We start from the raw sequence: 17,382 nt of genomic DNA, 5'->3' as shown, positions 1-17,382 counted from the left end.
GTCATGGATATTCGACCAAGTTTACTCAGCTATATTTTTGCAGGCTCAACCAAATGGCTTATAAACTATGAATTTCCAGAACTCTCTCTCGAATTAGATGGCAACATTGCAAAACTAAATTCCGAGCATATCTTGGAAATCCACATCCAAAAAGGATGGATATGGTCATCACTGACTTTAAAAACTTTAGATCAGAATTTTCTATTTAAAGGCATTTTGAATACGCAAGCTGAAAAAATTAAGATAGAAATTCAAAGTGATACAGAGTTCTTGAAAAACAAAAGAAATGCAGAGCAAATTCAAAGAGCTTTGCAACCGCATATATCTGCATACCAAAACTTCATTAATCAATATGTTTATCTCTCTCATCGTTTTAGCTCCTTATTTAGAGAGGAGTTAACCCTAAAAGCAAAAACTGAGGTTGAGCGGTTTCACAACCTTATTCAGAGAGATCCTTCTTTTGCCTTTGAACCTTCAAAACAAGATTTGTTTGAAGAACTGAAACAGTTTATTGAATTGCCTATCAAAGACAACCACTCCATTGATATCAAAAACAAGTATTTTATTGAAAGTGAATTAATCGCAAATAAAGATTTTTTTGATCAAGTTGAAAGTACACCTCTCACCAAAGAACAACGTGTTTCATCGATCATTTTTGAAGATCGTAATTTACTTGTGGCTGCCGCAGGATCAGGTAAAACTTCGACCATTATTGGGAAAGTTGGCTACGCACTTTTGACAGGGCTGTATAAACCTGAAGAAATTTTAGTATTGGCTTTTAATAGAAATGCCGGAGATGAACTAAACGAGCGCATTAATTTAAGGTTGAAAAATATCCTTGCACAGTTCGATAGCAAAATAGAAGCTCTTAATTTCCACAAACTTGGTGTTCGAGTTATTGGTAAAGCAACAGGAAGAAGTCCTTCTGTCTCTGATCATGCTGGAAAAATTCAAGTTTTATTAAACCAAATCATAAAAGACTTGAACGAGACTGATCCTGATTTTCAGGGGAAATACCTATTATTTAAGACAGCATATTTAAAAAATCCTTTGTCCCCTTTTATCTTTAAAAATCAAAAAGATTGGCAAGAAGCAGAAAAACAAACATTTGATAGATTTAAGAATGGTTTTGAAACATATCAAGGTGAAATTGTAAAATCTCACGGTGAAAAGGCCATTGCCAATTGGCTATACAGCCAAGGGATTCCTTACATTTACGAAATGGATTATGAACATGACACAGCAAATGAAAACTACCGCCAGTACAAACCTGATTTTTACTTCCCAGATATAAACCTTTATTTAGAACATTATGCGGTGGATCAGTATGGCAAACCACCTGCTCATTTTGGACAAAAATATCTGGACGAAATGAAGTGGAAAACTGAAATACACACAAAGTTTAAAACTGATTTAATCTGTACCACTTTTAATGAATTCATTACTGGCTCTATTTTTAAAAAGCTGGAAAAAGAGTTAATTGCACGTGGACAAGTTTTTCAAGCCCGTAGTTTGTTAGAGATCACAGAAAAAGCTAAATCTATCTTTGAACAAGATACCAATGATCTGTATGGTACTTTTTTGAGCCATTATAAATCAAATCAGGCCAGTGTTACCCAACTCTTAGAAATCCCTTCTCTCACATTACGTCAAAGTCTATTTTTACAATTATTTTCAAAAGTTTATGAAAAATATGAGGAGAGTTTAAAATCTTGTAAAGCACATGATTTTGATGACTTACTTATTGAGTCAGCAAAACTTGTTAATGAAAACAAATATAAAAGCCCTTTCAAGCTCATTATCGTAGATGAATTTCAGGATACCTCTCAAGCGAGAGCAAGATTTATACAAGCATTTTTAAATCAGGTACCTGAAGCTAAACTATTTTGCGTTGGTGATGACTGGCAAGCAATTTATCGCTTTGCAGGCTCAGACATTAGTATTTTCACACAGTTTGAAAAAGCCTTTGGTTATACCAAACAAACTCAGCTCACCCAGACATTTCGCTCCAATCAAGGGATTGCCAACATTGCCAGTGGTTTTATCCAAAAAAATAAAGTGCAAATGCAAAAAGTGGTGAAGGCTATTGATCAGACAACCAGTAACGTTGTTGAAATTCATTTCGCTACCAAGAATCAAGATATTAACGAATATCTATTTAAAACTATTATGGAGATCAATAATGCTAATGCTGGAGCAGATAAGAAAAAGTCTATTTATATCTTAGGTCGGTATAAGCACCACAAACCTGATTTTAGTAGTATTCAAGCATTTCTCAGAAACTGTACAGTTGAATTTAAAACAATCCACTCATCTAAAGGGCTACAGGCAGACTATGTCATTCTTGTTGGCTTGAACAAAGGTAGTAGCGCATTCCCTTCTGAAAAAGAAGATGATCCACTTTTAAATATGGTATTGCCTCAGCCTGAAACACATGCCTATGCTGAAGAACGCCGCCTGTTCTATGTCGCAATTACTCGCGCAAAAGAGAAAGTTTTTCTTATTGGTGAACGTGGTTCTGTTTTTCTTGAAGAAATAACCAAAGATCCAAATTTTAAAGAATTTATTTATATACCGCAGGATGAAAATAGACTAATCAACAACCACATACCACATGAATGGTTATGTCCTCAATGTAATCAAGGACGGCTTAGAAAAATTAAAAAAGGTCCATATGGTGCATTTTTAGGATGCAATCGTTATCCAAATTGTAATTATACAAGAAGTTTAAAACTCAGTTAAATTTTGATGAATATTTTGGATAATCATTGAATAGTCATATTCTAATGCTTGCTCTTCGTAATCATCCAAATAACTTTCAAAATTTATTATAGGTTTTGATGAATCCAATATGATAAAACTATCATGCCATGCACTAACCTGTTCAATAATTATATTCTTGGGTGAATTTTTAAATTGCCCACAAGTTATATCCACGGTCATTCCAAGCACGTTTAGCCATAAATGCTTAGACTGATAATCATCTCTAAACTGCCCTGTTATCATTTTAATTTTTGAAGCAGCATAGCCACACTCTTCTATTAAATAACGAGCAAGCATCATAGATGAGTATTCACAACATTCCTTAGGAAATAAAGAAAGTACACTAAAATTAAAATCATCTTTATTTATTTGTGAAATTGCATTCAAGAATTTCTGAACATCATTACCAATTTCCAATATTTAGCACCTAACAATATTTGAAATTTAAAATAAAATTATGGTTTACTGCCTATTTATTAAAATGATACTCAAATATCTGGGACTGGATGTATTAGCCCTCTTGTACGCCATCTATTTTCATTCACTAAAGAATCAAAAGAAACCCCATTTGTTAGTTTCAAACCATCGGCATGGTCTATAACTATAATCTGTGGACAAAAACCAATATTCGATTCAATTTCATTACAATAAATAGATAACTGACTAAATAAATTTTCTACTGCCTTAACATCTTCATCAATATTAGTTTCCATATCAGATTTCTTTCTTTGCTCAATCTCTTCTAGTTTCACTTTCTCAAAACTGTCTGAATTGTCTCGATTGAAATTTGGAAAATATACCTGTGTAGGCTGATCAAAAAATAAAATTGAAGGTATAGAACATTTATCACCTAATTCAGCAAAGTATTTATGTAATGCTAAAAATAGGGTTACATGACTATATAACCAATTTGCACCACTACCCATTGATCTTAAATAAATTTTCTCACCTTCTGCTGTTAAATGATAGAGATCAAATGTTTCAAATGAAAAATGAAGGTTGATAGGCTTATAGTCAAGTTCAAATTCAAAATGGCTTCCGATTTCTGCCATATATTCATTTACTTTTAAAGAAGCATCATTCAAACCTTTCTGTACATTATATTTTTTAAGTTTATGATTTATAGAATTTAACTCATCGTTTAAATCATTAATTTGCTGTTCAAGATCAATATCGTCTGCCATGTTAAGAGTATCAATAAGCATAAAAAGCTTCGCCTTTTGCATCAAAATACTCTCATATAAACTTTTTTGTTCAGTTAACTGTTTTTCAGTCTGTTCTATTTCAGTTATTTGCAAGTTTAACAAGGTCAATGATTTATCAAACTGCTCAATTTCACGTTGAGTTACTACCAAGAATGATTCAAATTTAGCTTTCATAGGACGTGCTTGAGCAAGATTACCTGAAACCTTAACGATAGCCTGTTGTAGCCTTTCCGCACTTTCTCGTAATGTATCTTTTTCAGTATGGCAAAATGGACAAACTGAAGATGATATATTTACATGTTTTGGAGAGCTGAACTTGTTAATGTTTTCAACAAAGAGAGCTTCTTCTTGAATATGTTTATTAGTAGATATCACTTGTCTTTGAAGCTTTCTTAGTTTAGCCGTCTTTTCGTTTCGCTCCAACTTAAGTTGATTGTAATATTGAGTGGTCGCATTAGATTTATAATCAATATTTTCAGATACGATAATACGATCAAGCTGGTCTTTAGCATCCTGTGGATGGCGAAGCACCTTTTCCACAGATAAGGGCACTTCTTTAAAGCCCATTAAAGCATAAAGTTGACCTAGAACAGGACCAATGTATCGCTTATAATTTTCAGATACTTGTTTATTTGTTTCTTTTAAACGTCCTAAACGTTTAACTTCTGCGTTTAATCGTTCCTTTTCTTGTAATAAGATAAAATATTCCTGTTTAACTAATCCTAAGAATATTTTTGTGTGATCTATCACTTGATCACGCTTCGCCTTTTCATCAAATCGATAAAATAGAGCATGTTTATTAGCGACAAGATTTTGATGCTGAAGCATAAATGATGCAAAGCTACGTATTGATGGGGTCGGAGCTTTAGCTTTATTGTACCTGTTTTCTCTAGCAAACAAAGACTCATCAACATCATCTATATCTAGAAAAAAACTCCTTAAATGTTTCAAAAACTCATCTAAAGGACGGAAATAACTATTATCAAAATATTCATCCGAAATATCATTCGAATTAAATGAATCAACCCGACGGAAAAATCCCCTACTTGAAATTTCGGGCTTACGCGCAATTACCATATCTTGTCCATTTACTGATAAAGCAACATAGTAAATAGAAACTGTTTTAGTAATAATTCCTTTAGGAATTGTATTTTCACTACTACCAAAACAATAATCAAAAATTTCAATCAAAGCACTTTTACCTGTCGAAGACTTGCCCGTTACGACATTTAGCCCCCTTTTAAAATTAACAGGGTGTTTATTTCCCTGATTATCAATTACCCCTATTTCATAAATTAATGTTTTCATTGGGGCTTAACTCCTAAAAAGGCATAAATTTCAACCACAGAATGACCGTAAAATAATCGCCCTAGCTTCTCAGCACTTTTTTTCTTGGTAAGTTTTGATGCAAAATTATCACATCCACGGAAAGACAAATTTTGCTCATCTACAAATAGCCAATCATTAACCAAGCAATATTGAATGCTTTGCTCAGTTAATACTTGAAACTCATTTATTCGTTCTTGTAAATCATAAAGCTTAGTACGATCATCAAAAATCGACCAAATAGTACTTTTAACGTTTGATTTAAAAATCTTATGACTGAATATAGGATGACTACATAAAGGAATTACCAAAGGTGCAAGTAATAAATTATTCTCTAATTCACCTAGAGCCGTATAAAACGAGGAAAAATATACACCGTACTCAAATGGATTATATTTCAATTCATAAAGTGCATCGACAATACTTGTCATTGTTTAACTTTCCATCTTAATTGCAAATCCTCATCATCCATTAGATCGTGAATAAGTCCGTTTCTAAAAACAAAGTCTGGACTTAAATAACCATCAATTCCAAAAGGTGATTCACTAGTTAGTTGATCATATAAATCTTGTGAAATCGCAGTTAAGTTGCCTTGTTTACGACTAGCAGTACGATGCTTAGCTGAAAATTGACGAATCCACTGCTCTCGATAACGATGAACAGTGGCTCTAAATTGAGGATAGCCATTTAATTCTTCTATTAAAGAATTTCTTAACTCAAGCCAATTACCGATAGCTTCAGGCAAAACATCTCCATATTCTATCTCGATAATTTTACGAGCAAATAACTGACTAACATAAATTTCAACTTCATCTTCAGCTGCATTCCTATTATTAAAATCAGGAATTGTAAATAAGGTGGGTCCCCATCTGGCAGTTAAAGATTCTTTTTTTTGATTGAATAGATTTTTTTCAATTGTCCAGTCTGTATTACTGGCTTGTTCATAGATAAAACCTATCAGCCCCTCCGTAAAGGCTTGCCGATTAGCTACAGGGATAAAGCCATCAAGTTTTGTGCAAAAATTCTGTCTCAAAACATCAAGATCATCTGCTTCCACATGTAAAATAATTTTTCCCAATATAGATTTAAGTTCCGATTCAGCGCTATTTAGCATTACCTCTTTCTGAATCCTTATAATTTCTGATGGTTTTTCAGCATTAAGTTGATCTTCGGTACGATCTGAAAAAATATTTCTTAATACTTCTAGACGCTGTTCCGGGCTCTGTGAATTCCAATCTTTAAGGCTAGTAGTTACGCCAAATGATTGAGTTGTATGAAGTATTAAAACACCGTATTGAATATGGTTAAATTCTGGTGCCAGCCAGTTTTTTAACGTCTTCCAAAGGTTTTCGTGATGATCCGTAAGAGGCGCTGCATAATTTTTTACTTCAGTTTGACTCGATTCTGTAATATCTGATGATATCAAGCTGACATCACCATCTTTTTCAAACCATACAGTTTGTCCATCTTCAAATGAAAAACATTTATCCAAGCCAATCAAAACTTGATAATGAAAAGCTAAAGCTGTTGTTAGTGCAGCATTTTTTGTTTGACCATCACTCATAATCCCCTCCTACAACTATCTGTGAAACATTTACTTGTAACGTAATGTTTTAATTTTTAGCTTTTACAAATTTGTATTCACAAGCAAATTGTCCGCATGGGTGTCTTTTATTCACAATCATGATATTTCTAATAATAAATTTAGGTATGTACTTTTGACCCACAAAAATAAATATACAATTATTTGATTTATTGAACAATATCACAAAAAATAAACTAATTCGAGCTTAAGAGAACCCTACAAATCACCGTCCTCACACTCCCTTGTAAACCCTGCTACATATCCAGCATCCCCCTTCCCCTGATTAAATTTAGATTTATTCTTAGCTTTTGAATCAGGATATAAATTTTCAGATTCAACCACTTCATCCGTATAAAACTCCTCTACTAAATCTAAGCTCTCTTCACTGTTCACCTCAAAGCGTGCATTGGCAAAACCCTGCCTTGCGATTTGATCGAGCGCATGTTGGTTAAACCCTGAAGCCTTGCTTTGTTGATCAATATCTTTCGCTGTTTGAATCGCTTGTTGAAGATTCGTACCATCACGCAAGGTTAAATCTACGTAATACACAGGAGTGCGATAACTTTGTGTGGTGGACTTTCCTCTAAGCGTGAGTTGTAGAGGCAGGCATGAAAGTAATCCGTTCGATGCCGCATGGTAATAGCTCAGACGTGCTGCCAAAGTTCGAATACTGTTAAAACCCGTGGTTCTAAAGATAAAGGTCCCGAGTTCATCACTTTCATCTAAATTGACGTGCAAACGCCTATAAGGCTTGCAGTTACCGCCTTGCGCCAATGGACATAAGTCAGGAGATAGGCATGGGTGTTGCTCTATACCTTAGTTAGTCATGCGTTGGTAGGTTTCACCATCGCCTATACAAATAGGCCGTTCTGTCTGACAGTCAAATAAGCTGTACTCAGCTCGTAGATTAAGCTCAGGATCATTAAAGATCATGCGTACTGGAATGGTTCTGAGTTTTTGATTGGGTGCTTTGGCCCTAAGCTGTTCATCGAATAGATATTTACCTAATGTCTACCCTTATTTTCAATAAAGATAGCCATCATGCCACATAGAGAACACCTCCAATTTTTATTTCATTTCAGACTATACATCGTCTATTAACTTTCATAGATTTGATTAATCAGCTTATTACTATTCAACGAATAGCAAACAATTATGAAATACAGTGAAGTCCCCTGCATACTAAAAGTGCTTAAAAACCTGAGTATTTACAATATACTTTCTTTAACCAGTCAAAGTAAAATCCATTATTACTAATAAACAACGTCTTACAACAACATATATAAACCAGTAGCGTAATATTTGATCCTATAGCGTTTTTGTAACAAAAAATATTTTCCACATGATTTTTTAAGCACTCACCGTATATGTTGAGCTGTTTCAATAGAGAAAAAGGGTTACGCTTAATAAGCACCTTATTCTTTTGAAAAATATAATTTAAAGTGCTAACTTTTGGGGTATAAATTTCTCTTATTAACCCAGTATAGTCCACTCAGTGCCCGCAATGATCATGAAAAAAAATAGTATAGATCCATTCCACCAAAAAAAAAGAATACTTACAGAGTTGTGTGAATTTCTTGAATTGAAACTAAATCAGCCTTATGCATTAGAATTGCCAGAATATTTAAAGCATTTTGAAATGATTTACCCACAATTATTCAGAGCTAACCAGCCAGCAGAAACTCAAAATAAATCTATACATCGATTTAAAGAATTAGTACAGAATAATGATCCGAGTATAAAGAACTCTCCTTTGGAAAATCCTAAAAATTTCCTACCACCGACAGGGCTATCTCTTCTAAAACAAAATGCTTCAATCATTTTCAATATCAAAAAAGAATTCAATGAGGAAGTAAAAACACATAAGGACAATATGAGCTATATTAAAAAAAATCAAAATAGCCAAAGTCTCAGGATAAAAGGAAAAGTAAAATCTAAAATCAAAGAAAATATAGTTATTATTAAAAGAGCCAATAATCATTATAATAAGATGCTTGACCTACTGTTTGAACTGAATGCTGATTTGATGTATGCATTACCTAAAGACTTACGTACAACCCTCACGAACAGGCAAAATGGCAAAACTCAAAAAGATACTTTTGAACGTAATGTAGTCAAAGTGGTGTATCAACTCTTTGCCATCGACTATCTAGAAAAATTACGAGCAGATATTCACATTGGCGATTATTTACGAAAAGAAGCACTTTTAGAAGAAGAACACAAAAAAGCATTTATAGAAAATAGAACAGTACGAATTCTAATTAACAGCCTCATCATTAATCATTGCAATGACCTGCTTTCAGAGATGGAGAATAAAAAAAAAGCCTTAGAAAGATCCCTTCCAATATTAGAAAACCTTGGACAAATTTTTCCAAAAAATAATACACTGTTCGATTATATAGTTCAAAATTGTCCACTACCAGCAACAGATACCAGTATCTATGCCGTTTCAAACACCACCCCAGAAAGTGAGCTAGATATTCAACCTTTTGTTAAAACACTAAAGAAGAAAATAAGCAATTACTCTAATGACATCAATAATTATATTAATAAAATGGATCGGCTCAACAAAGAAATTTTAACCTTTAAAAATCAAGAGTCTTTTAAAGAGCTTGACAATCCAACGATTAAAGTTGATTTGGAGAATCTCAAAGAATGGATTCAAGGAAAAGAGTATGCTGAGATACGCAAAGGATCTAAACTCTATGAACTTGAGTGAAAATAGTATTGTACTGATACAAGCATCTTAAACTTTATAAATATGAAGTCTATAACCTAAAAATTAAAATAATTATCAATAACATACAGTCGACTTCGCTTTGACTTTTTTCTTACGCGACTGATTATTATACATTTGCTATCACAGTACACCTTGATACTGTGTAGGAGAAATAATATGAAGTTTGAACAAGTTTTAACGACCAACCCAACTGCTGAAATACTTATTCCTGTAGCCAAGTTAGCATCGATGCTCCATGTATCCCGATCCAGCATCTATGATTGGATGAATAAAAAATCTTTAAGATACGACGCCACATTTCCCGTGCCCATTAAAGTGGGAAGAGCAACTCGCTGGCTTTTATCTGAAATTAATGGCTGGATCGAAGACAGAGCAAAAGTACGAGACAGTAACCAATTGCGTACGCTAACTCCCCAAAACTGACCATCAACCAATGCAGGCTTACCCTTGCGTTTTGAGTTTATTTTGTCAGATGGGCTAGGGGTGTGAATATCGGCTCTATATCATTATAACTATTATTTATATATTACATATTAGTAAGCATACTTTTAGTTATATAAACGGATTGATTCATATACTTGTATATACCAGCATGATGATGCCTATCAGCATGATAGATATAAGTATATTGAGTGCTGATCAACGTAATGTGATCGGTACATGTATCAATGCTGATGCTTCACCTGTAGCAGATGATTTTACACAATAATAGGTCCCACTGGTACATCATAACTCCGTGATGCCATATGCCGTTATTTAAAACTTGTGTAGATTACTGCTTCAACATACCTGCCCTATTCTTCATAATCCTGTTGAGACACTGCCATAAACAGTGTCTTAGGGACGATTACGCTCAAATTCTCACTGGTAAGTCTCATAAACTGAGAAATTATAAAATGATTACTAAACAAGCAAAATTTGTTAAAGAGCAGACATCGTATCACAGCATCCTTCCTGCACATCCTGATGACTACAGCCAATCTTTCTACACGGATGGCATAAACCAAGTCATTGTTCAGGCACAATTGGATAATATCATCGCTCCATTATTTGATGTAGCCAGAGTGATTGACGCTGCCTTAAATACGATGCGTAATGCGATGAAGGTCAAGAGATTACCTAATGGATATCAAGCGAGCTCATATTACTGGTTGCAGCACGTTTGGATTGCTTTTCTAGCATCCCTTAGATATGAGCCTATAGATAAAATTACTCTTGGCATTGAACTCGAGATTTTCTTTAAAACGCGTGATCAGTTTTCTGAAGAACAACTCTGCCAGATGGAAATGGGTTGTGCTCTATCTAAAGACCGAACATTAGCAGATGAATACGCTGCCTTGATTAATCTCTTCTTTCAGAAATTCCGGCAAAATTTACATAACCCGAAGGTTAAGAAGAAAATTCGTCAACGTAATCGTACTTGCCGTGAAGCCTATATGGGTGCAATAGAACTCGTTAAGAATCTCTTTGCTTTTGGTTCATCACGACTATTGGTCATCCGTATGGATTTATCTCTGCAACGCTCTTTCGAAACTTTGGCTAAGAATTTTTTCAAAATTGATCAAATTCATTCTGAGCATGACCTTGAGTACATAAAACAATGTATCGAGCTTTTACTGAAAAAAATGGATAGAAATGCCTTACTGAAAGACAAACTTGGATATTTTCTACGTTTTGAGTATTCCATTCGAGCTGGCTTTCACATCCATAGCTTCTTCTTTTTTGATGGCAACCATCGGCATGCTGACATAAAAATTGCTGAAGAAATTGCACGAGTATGGAATGAAGAAGTTACTGGTGGTCAGGGCTTTACCTACATTTGTAATTTTAACAAAGAAAATTATCGCAACTGTGGCATTGGCATGATTCAGCACCATGATGAAAAGAAAATTGATCATCTTTACGAGGTTATAAAGTACACCTGTAAATCAGACCAGTTTTTTTGGTTCTCTACATTAAATAACGTACGTAGAACTCAAAAGAATCAACTGCTCAAAGACCCTTATGCTGATAGGCCAAAAGTTGGACGTCCCCGCAAAAAGTTCAATTCAAGCTCAAATCTTTTTTTAAATTCTCGTACTAATACTATGGAGAATCAGGTATGCCTTTAATCAGTCCAAACAAAGTTAATCATAGCGCGGTTGATACATTTGAAGCCAATAAGTTTATTGCACATAGCACAGGACTTGATCTAAGACCACAAAATGTTAACTCTCTCAATATTAGGATACCTGTACCGGCTGCTCCGTGCTTTCCGATTTCCGATTACTGGAAAGCAGGTAAGGAAGTTTTGTATAAACGTGCGCTTAAAATGAGCTCACTCAGACCTACAGGGTACTCTTTACAGCAATATGGTTATCTGACATCGTTCGGAGTATCATTTTTGCCAATTGTGCAGAATATCCAACACAATCCACTTTTTGGTGACTTTGCAAAGAGCATTGCTTTCAACCCGTTGGCAGAAGTCACACTGAAAAAAATGTATCAGCATCAACTTTTCTCCATATATTTTGATGGTTCAACTCTATGTACAGACCAATACGATTCTTACTTCAGTGATTTGAAAGTTACGTGTACGACTCGACAGTTTCAACAAAGATTCTCACGCTGGGCTGAGCAATACAATCAATCTCGTAAAAAATACAATGAATTCATGGAAAAATTGTATAACATAGCACCTATATTTGAGGTTCATTCGCTTGTCATTCTTCGTAAGGCTGTCAATGAACAAAATAAGGCAGCTCAATACAATGGTTTTGTCGAACTGAATGTTGACGATGTCTTAAACGAGCGTGCAAATGAAATCATCAAGCTGGTTATGCGTAACTCTAAACGTAATGATGTAATTGGCGTATTATCCAAACGTGAATTTGATATTCATCTAAATCACATCAATAGGTTAATTTTCTTTGTGAAAAAAGATTCATCGGATTGGATGAAATTTAGTGAAACTCAACTTTACAAAGACCTAGAACCACATTTCATTGATACACCTACTGATCATATTGCATTGGGCTGTTTTCCTTCACTGAACGCTGGTATTGCTCCATTGTTCCAACAACAGGAAACCAATTTTTACAATATCAATCAGTTACACGTGGGACACCGTTTGGCTGCATTACAAGCACATTTAGTTGGTAGTGACTTTTGGCTTCGATACAAGGATCAGCTCACCCTGAAAATCGAACGTGAAGTACAAATGGTATTTGGCAAACACTATACTGAATAATCGACTACCTGATAGCATAAAACCTGAAAGCCAAAGCTTTCAGGTTTTTTATTCCGCTCATTAATATTATGCTCTTTACAGTAGTATTGAGACGTTATCAATGAGGGACTACATTCGCTCCATAAGTGCTAGGCTCCTTAAATCTTCTGAGTCACCCGGCGACCAGTTATCCAACTTGTTTGGTCGTTGTAATTGACCACCAAGTTGTAAACCCATAATTTTCCTAAGTTATTTTACATATAAAAATCAAAGTTTTAATTATCCTCAAAGGAATCATGTGATACCTTTTATTTAATTCACCGCCCGCACACTCCGCTGCAAACCTTGCTGAATATTCTGTATAAGACCATCCACTTGATTGAATTTGGACTTATCTTTGGTTTTCGACTCAGACTGCGTTTGCTCAACTTCAGCAACCTCATCCGTATAAAACTCCTCTACTAAATCTAAGCTCTCTTCACTGTTCACCTCAAAGCGTGCATTGGCAAAACCCTGCCTTGCGATTTGATCGAGCGCATGTTGGTTAAACCCTGAAGCCTTGCTTTGTTGATCAATATCTTTCGCTGTTTGAATAGCTTGTTGAAGGTTGATGCTATCCCTGAGTGTTAAATCCACGTAATACACAGGAGTGCGATAACTTTGTGTGGTGGACTTACCTCTAAGCGTCAGTTGCAACGGTAGACATGAAAGCAGTCCGTTCGATGCCGCATGGTAATAGCTCAGTCGTGCGGCTAAAGTTCTTATGCTGTTAAAGCCAGTGGTTCTAAACATAAATGTCCCGAGTTCATCACTTTCATCTAGGTTCACGTGCAAACGTCCATACGGCTTGCAGTTACCGCCTTGAGCCAATGGACAGAGATCAGGAGATGGACATGGATGTTGCTCTATGCCTTGGTTGGTCATACGTTGGCAGATTTCACCATTGCCGACACAAACAGGCCGTCCTGTTTGACGGTCAAATAAACTGTACTCTGCTCTTAGATTCAGTTCAGGATCATTAAAGATCATGCGGACTGGGATCGTTCTGAGTTTTTGATTGGGTGCTTTGGCTCGAAGTTGTTCATCCAGTGGATGCTTTACCCACCCGCTGTCTTTATTTTGTATTTGGGAAGTAATGGTAAATTGATCATCTTTTTCAGGAAGTCGTTTACCGTTCTTTTCGATCATCTTACCGATACTGATCCGTCCGAGTATTGGCGGTGTAATGGCTAAACCTTTAATCATGATGAATTCCTCTTGTCATTGAATTGCATGAGCTGTGCTGTTCATATTTGAAATAAATACGGCATAAAAAAATCCCATGCGCTTAGGCATAGGATGTTTAGGTGGTCGTTGAATGCACTTAGGCTAATCGGTATAGATATTAAATCGACGGCTGCCTGACTTTTCTAAGGGGTAAAGCTGTATTAAATCAGGCTGGTGCTGTAATAAAGCTTGGGTATTCAGCGCCACACGGTCTTTCGCTTTTTTCCAGACCACGGAGCCATCACTAAATACAGCACGTTCTTTGTCTTTCATCAGCACTTGAATATGATGCTTGGTTTCATCAAAGTTGTTTTGATGCTTTTCAATATGATGTTTTTCCTGAATCAGTTGATTAAACAATTGATTGGCATATTCATTCTGACTCAGGTCTTCGACACTGAGTGGAACATGCTGCGGGTAGAGCAGTTGGAGCGCTTTGCCTGCCGATTCACTGGCATCTGCATCAGGTGGGGTATCGCTTTCCACACATTCCCAGAAGTAACGTTCTGCATTCACAATATGCTGAATCACCGACTCTGAACGTGTCACTTTAAAGATCCGTGTTTCATGTCCACAGATCAGTACACAGATGTGTGCAGCTTTCTTGCCTGTCACCGCCAATTGATGTTGGACTTGGCAGAGCACGTACAAAGGCACACCATCGCGCCATAGCTTTGCCCCATGCTCCCCTGCAGTTTTACATTCCAGAATTTGTACATCAGCATCCCCAACCACGGAGTAATCTAAATTTGCCAACATAAAATGTTTGTCAGGTTCAGGATGTTGTAAGACTGCATTGACTCTGCGGACTTTATAGTTGGTGTGCATGCTGTAATATTCAGCGACTAAAGGTTCAAGTTGTTTCCCCCAGTACAGTGGCGCATGGCCTTCACTTTCATCTTCGATGGATTGTTGAATACGATCAGTCTTGATCATCCATAGCTCTAACATCGACATATAAGGATTCAGACCACAGGCTGCGGCACAGTCACTGCTACCGATGCCTTGCTTACGCACCTCAAGCCAATCCTGATAAGCTAAATCTTTGGTATTCACCAAACGCTTGGCTGAGCTTGTCCGCTTTACTGAGTTAGATGGCGTGCATAAAGTTGATGGGTTAAGCTGTTTTGTTTGTATTGCTCTAGGGCTGATTTGATTCATAAAAAACTCCTATTCATTTCTGAGTGCTATAAAATTGTAGGCATAAAAAAAGCCACATCTGGAGATGTGGCTAAGAGGTATTTGAGTTCAAGGAGATTTTCAGGATCATGTTGATCTGATGTGATCATCTTAAATCCCAAATCTGAATCTAAACTTAAATCGCCAAACGTATAGCCTGTTCCAATCCACGCTGTTTTAAGCCCGCACCTGCACCAAACCATGCTGAATCTAGCCGGTGATCCTGACTCATGGCACGACGTTCGTGATCGGCAAATTCGGTAATTGAACAGAGTAAGCCATACGCCGTATCTTTGGCTGAACTGAGTGCTGCACCACGACCCTGTCCATTGAACATGCTCATCACTTTCGACATGGCACGACCATTGGGTTCAGTCTTGTTGTCTGCTTTGGCTGTAGAGTTAGCCTGTGTTGCGACATTGCGGTAGTACTGAATAATGCTGTCCTCCTGTTCGGTTTGGCTGAGACTGGTGTTGTTAAACACCGCATCGAAATACGCTGCGGCTTCCTGTTGCGTGACTTTACGCTGACTGAGTTGTTTCATTTCATACATGTGCTCATTCCATGCCCGTACTGAAATCCCCAGTTGTTGTTTGACTTTTCCAGCGTCAAACTTGGTACTGTGCGGCACTTTGACCACACCTAGACTACTGTTCTGCCCTTTGAGGGCAATAGCTAAAGTGTTGTTACACACCACACGGATACTAGTAAATTGCGCCGTGGTGGCGAGGGTTCCATCACAAGCCGTGGCTAAGAGAATGTAACCATTACTGACATCCTTGCCTTTTAAAGCGGCGGTCTGTCCTGTTTTCGCCAATGCCCAGAATTTCTTACCCCCTTTCAGCACGCCAGCGGTTTCGAGTTCAAAGCCTGCTTGCTCGGTCAGGTCTCGATAGAATTCTAAAATTTCTCTCGGTTGAACTTCTTGATAACGTTGACTGACCACTGATAATGGCGCATGCGTATCAGAACGATACAGTACCCGTTGTTCATCATGCGGTAGGATCAGGTTTTGTCCTTTATGATTTGCAGCCATATAGCTGACATTCGAGCTTTCAATCTGCCAGTCCATACCTGCCTGTTTTGCCCAGACCTCAATCGGTTGGTTTCGTGCCAGTGCATTGCCTAAACCATGCCAAGGGGTTTGACCGACATAGGCCATATTTTCAAGTTGATGTGCCATAGTGAATATTCCTTAAATGAAGGGGTTGTTTGAAGTTTTAAAGAGTCAGTAAAGTCAAAGATGTAAAAGTGAAAGCCTTAGATGCTATTGCTTCACCCATGCAAACTGTTGTTGGCAATCCAAGCAGACATACTGCTCGGCATTGCGGTAATACGTTTCAAAGCAGTATTGACTGACCACGACCAGCACACCGCCGATCACCACACCAATGGCTGCGCCTGCTAAAGGTGAAAAGCCTGACTTCTTGGCGATCTGCATGCCGAATATCGCCATCTGTGTCGGTGAAATACAGCGTTGCAGGTGGAGAAAATAGTTGGAATGGGGATGCTCTGAATCGGTCTGCTGAACATGGACTGACTGGCAATAGGGACAGTGAACCAAGGACATGTCTAATTCCTGATAAAGTGAATCCAGCACTAAAAGCTGAACTAAGGGCATAAAAAAAACCGCATCCCTTTTCAGGACACGGTTTGGTTGAGTTTTTGGCTTGAATTTAAATTGAGTGTTTTAGCGTTTAGAATTAAATACCGCTATTGAAAGCTGTAGCTTGCTGTTCCCTGTTCAGTTTCCACATCGACCCGCACTACATTGTCATAGCCACAGCCGGTTAATTTCAGTTTTAAATATAGCCCCATTTTAAAATGCTGCGGATATTCCAGCGACCTGCGATAGCCCTCAACAGCACATTCACCATTGTTGATTAATACATTGGTGACATCGATGGGATCTGGGCTGTTGGAACGAATGGCAATGACATTCGCAGCTTGATTACCCGCCCACCAATTACTGGTATCTTCTACATTCATTTCTACGCTAAAAGTATCGGGATCAAGGCTTGAGCTACAGCCTGCCAAGGTCATTCCTACCGCAGTAGCCACTGCAAGCACGATCGGTTTGAATAATTTTTTGATCATCTTCATCTCATTC

14 protein-coding genes and 1 pseudogene are annotated in these 17,382 nt (G+C 36.9%); 5 read left to right on the top strand and 10 right to left on the bottom strand.

The window, feature by feature from the left end:
• Positions 1-3: 3 nt before the first annotated feature.
• A complete protein-coding gene (locus tag AMD27_RS06330) occupies positions 4-2,742 on the top strand; it encodes a UvrD-helicase domain-containing protein (RefSeq protein WP_067657850.1) in 2,739 nt (912 codons plus the stop codon).
• On the opposite strand, the gene AMD27_RS06325 is transcribed toward AMD27_RS06330, so the two are convergent.
• From AMD27_RS06325 to AMD27_RS06305, 5 genes and pseudogenes are all read right to left on the bottom strand, one after another.
• The gene (locus AMD27_RS06325; protein ID WP_228140722.1) at positions 2,728-3,180 is read right to left on the bottom strand and encodes a hypothetical protein; all 453 of its coding nucleotides are present in this window, start codon (positions 3,178-3,180) and stop codon (positions 2,728-2,730) included. The genes AMD27_RS06330 and AMD27_RS06325 overlap by 15 nt on opposite strands.
• 71 nt (positions 3,181-3,251) lie before the next feature.
• Positions 3,252-5,276, bottom strand: a complete 2,025-nt coding sequence (locus AMD27_RS06320; RefSeq protein WP_067657844.1) for a DUF3732 domain-containing protein — start codon at positions 5,274-5,276, stop codon at positions 3,252-3,254.
• The gene (locus AMD27_RS06315; RefSeq protein ID WP_067657841.1) at positions 5,273-5,725 is read right to left on the bottom strand and encodes a three component ABC system middle component; all 453 of its coding nucleotides are present in this window, start codon (positions 5,723-5,725) and stop codon (positions 5,273-5,275) included. Before AMD27_RS06315 ends, AMD27_RS06320 begins: the two co-directional genes overlap by 4 nt.
• The gene (locus AMD27_RS06310; RefSeq protein WP_067657839.1) at positions 5,722-6,858 is read right to left on the bottom strand and encodes an adenylate cyclase; all 1,137 of its coding nucleotides are present in this window, start codon (positions 6,856-6,858) and stop codon (positions 5,722-5,724) included. Before AMD27_RS06310 ends, AMD27_RS06315 begins: the two co-directional genes overlap by 4 nt.
• A gap of 215 nt (positions 6,859-7,073) precedes the next feature.
• Positions 7,074-7,881 (bottom strand): annotated as a pseudogene (locus AMD27_RS06305) (hydrolase or metal-binding protein); the annotation flags it as partial.
• Between the two features lie 508 nt (positions 7,882-8,389).
• On the opposite strand from AMD27_RS06305, the gene AMD27_RS06300 reads away from it, so the two are divergent.
• The 4 genes from AMD27_RS06300 to AMD27_RS06285 all read left to right on the top strand — a co-directional run bounded on the left by AMD27_RS06300 (position 8,390) and on the right by AMD27_RS06285 (position 12,848).
• Positions 8,390-9,598 carry a hypothetical protein gene (locus AMD27_RS06300; protein WP_067657837.1) on the top strand — a complete coding sequence of 403 codons (1,209 nt, stop codon included), beginning with the start codon at positions 8,390-8,392 and terminating at the stop codon, positions 9,596-9,598.
• A 177-nt stretch (positions 9,599-9,775) separates the two neighbouring features.
• Complete coding sequence (locus AMD27_RS06295) at positions 9,776-10,042, top strand: helix-turn-helix transcriptional regulator (RefSeq protein ID WP_067657834.1); 267 nt, start codon at positions 9,776-9,778, stop codon at positions 10,040-10,042.
• 473 nt (positions 10,043-10,515) lie between these two features.
• Entirely contained in the window at positions 10,516-11,730 is a 1,215-nt protein-coding gene (locus tag AMD27_RS06290; protein WP_067657832.1) for an inovirus-type Gp2 protein, read from the top strand.
• Entirely contained in the window at positions 11,721-12,848 is a 1,128-nt protein-coding gene (locus tag AMD27_RS06285) for a hypothetical protein (RefSeq protein ID WP_067657829.1), read from the top strand. The genes AMD27_RS06290 and AMD27_RS06285 overlap by 10 nt, the downstream gene beginning before the upstream one ends.
• A 291-nt stretch (positions 12,849-13,139) precedes the next feature.
• On the opposite strand, the gene AMD27_RS06280 is transcribed toward AMD27_RS06285, so the two are convergent.
• From AMD27_RS06280 to AMD27_RS06260, 5 genes are all read right to left on the bottom strand, one after another.
• Positions 13,140-14,072, bottom strand: coding sequence for a hydrolase or metal-binding protein (locus AMD27_RS06280; protein ID WP_067657826.1), 933 nt, complete (start codon positions 14,070-14,072; stop codon positions 13,140-13,142).
• 123 nt (positions 14,073-14,195) lie between these two features.
• A complete protein-coding gene (locus AMD27_RS06275; protein WP_416202814.1) occupies positions 14,196-15,230 on the bottom strand; it encodes a YqaJ viral recombinase family protein in 1,035 nt (344 codons plus the stop codon).
• A gap of 178 nt (positions 15,231-15,408) precedes the next feature.
• Positions 15,409-16,455, bottom strand: a complete 1,047-nt coding sequence (locus tag AMD27_RS06270) for a DUF932 domain-containing protein (RefSeq protein ID WP_067657819.1) — start codon at positions 16,453-16,455, stop codon at positions 15,409-15,411.
• Between the two features lie 84 nt (positions 16,456-16,539).
• Positions 16,540-16,842, bottom strand: a complete 303-nt coding sequence (locus AMD27_RS06265; protein WP_067662823.1) for a hypothetical protein — start codon at positions 16,840-16,842, stop codon at positions 16,540-16,542.
• Between the two features lie 143 nt (positions 16,843-16,985).
• Entirely contained in the window at positions 16,986-17,366 is a 381-nt protein-coding gene (locus AMD27_RS06260; RefSeq protein WP_067662819.1) for a hypothetical protein, read from the bottom strand.
• Positions 17,367-17,382: the final 16 nt, after the last annotated feature.

It is taken from the genome of Acinetobacter sp. TGL-Y2 (genome assembly GCF_001612555.1).
GTDB lineage: Bacteria > Pseudomonadota > Gammaproteobacteria > Pseudomonadales > Moraxellaceae > Acinetobacter.
The sequence above is the reverse complement of the archived record's forward strand: the minus strand, read 5'-3'. Positions and strand labels throughout refer to the sequence as shown.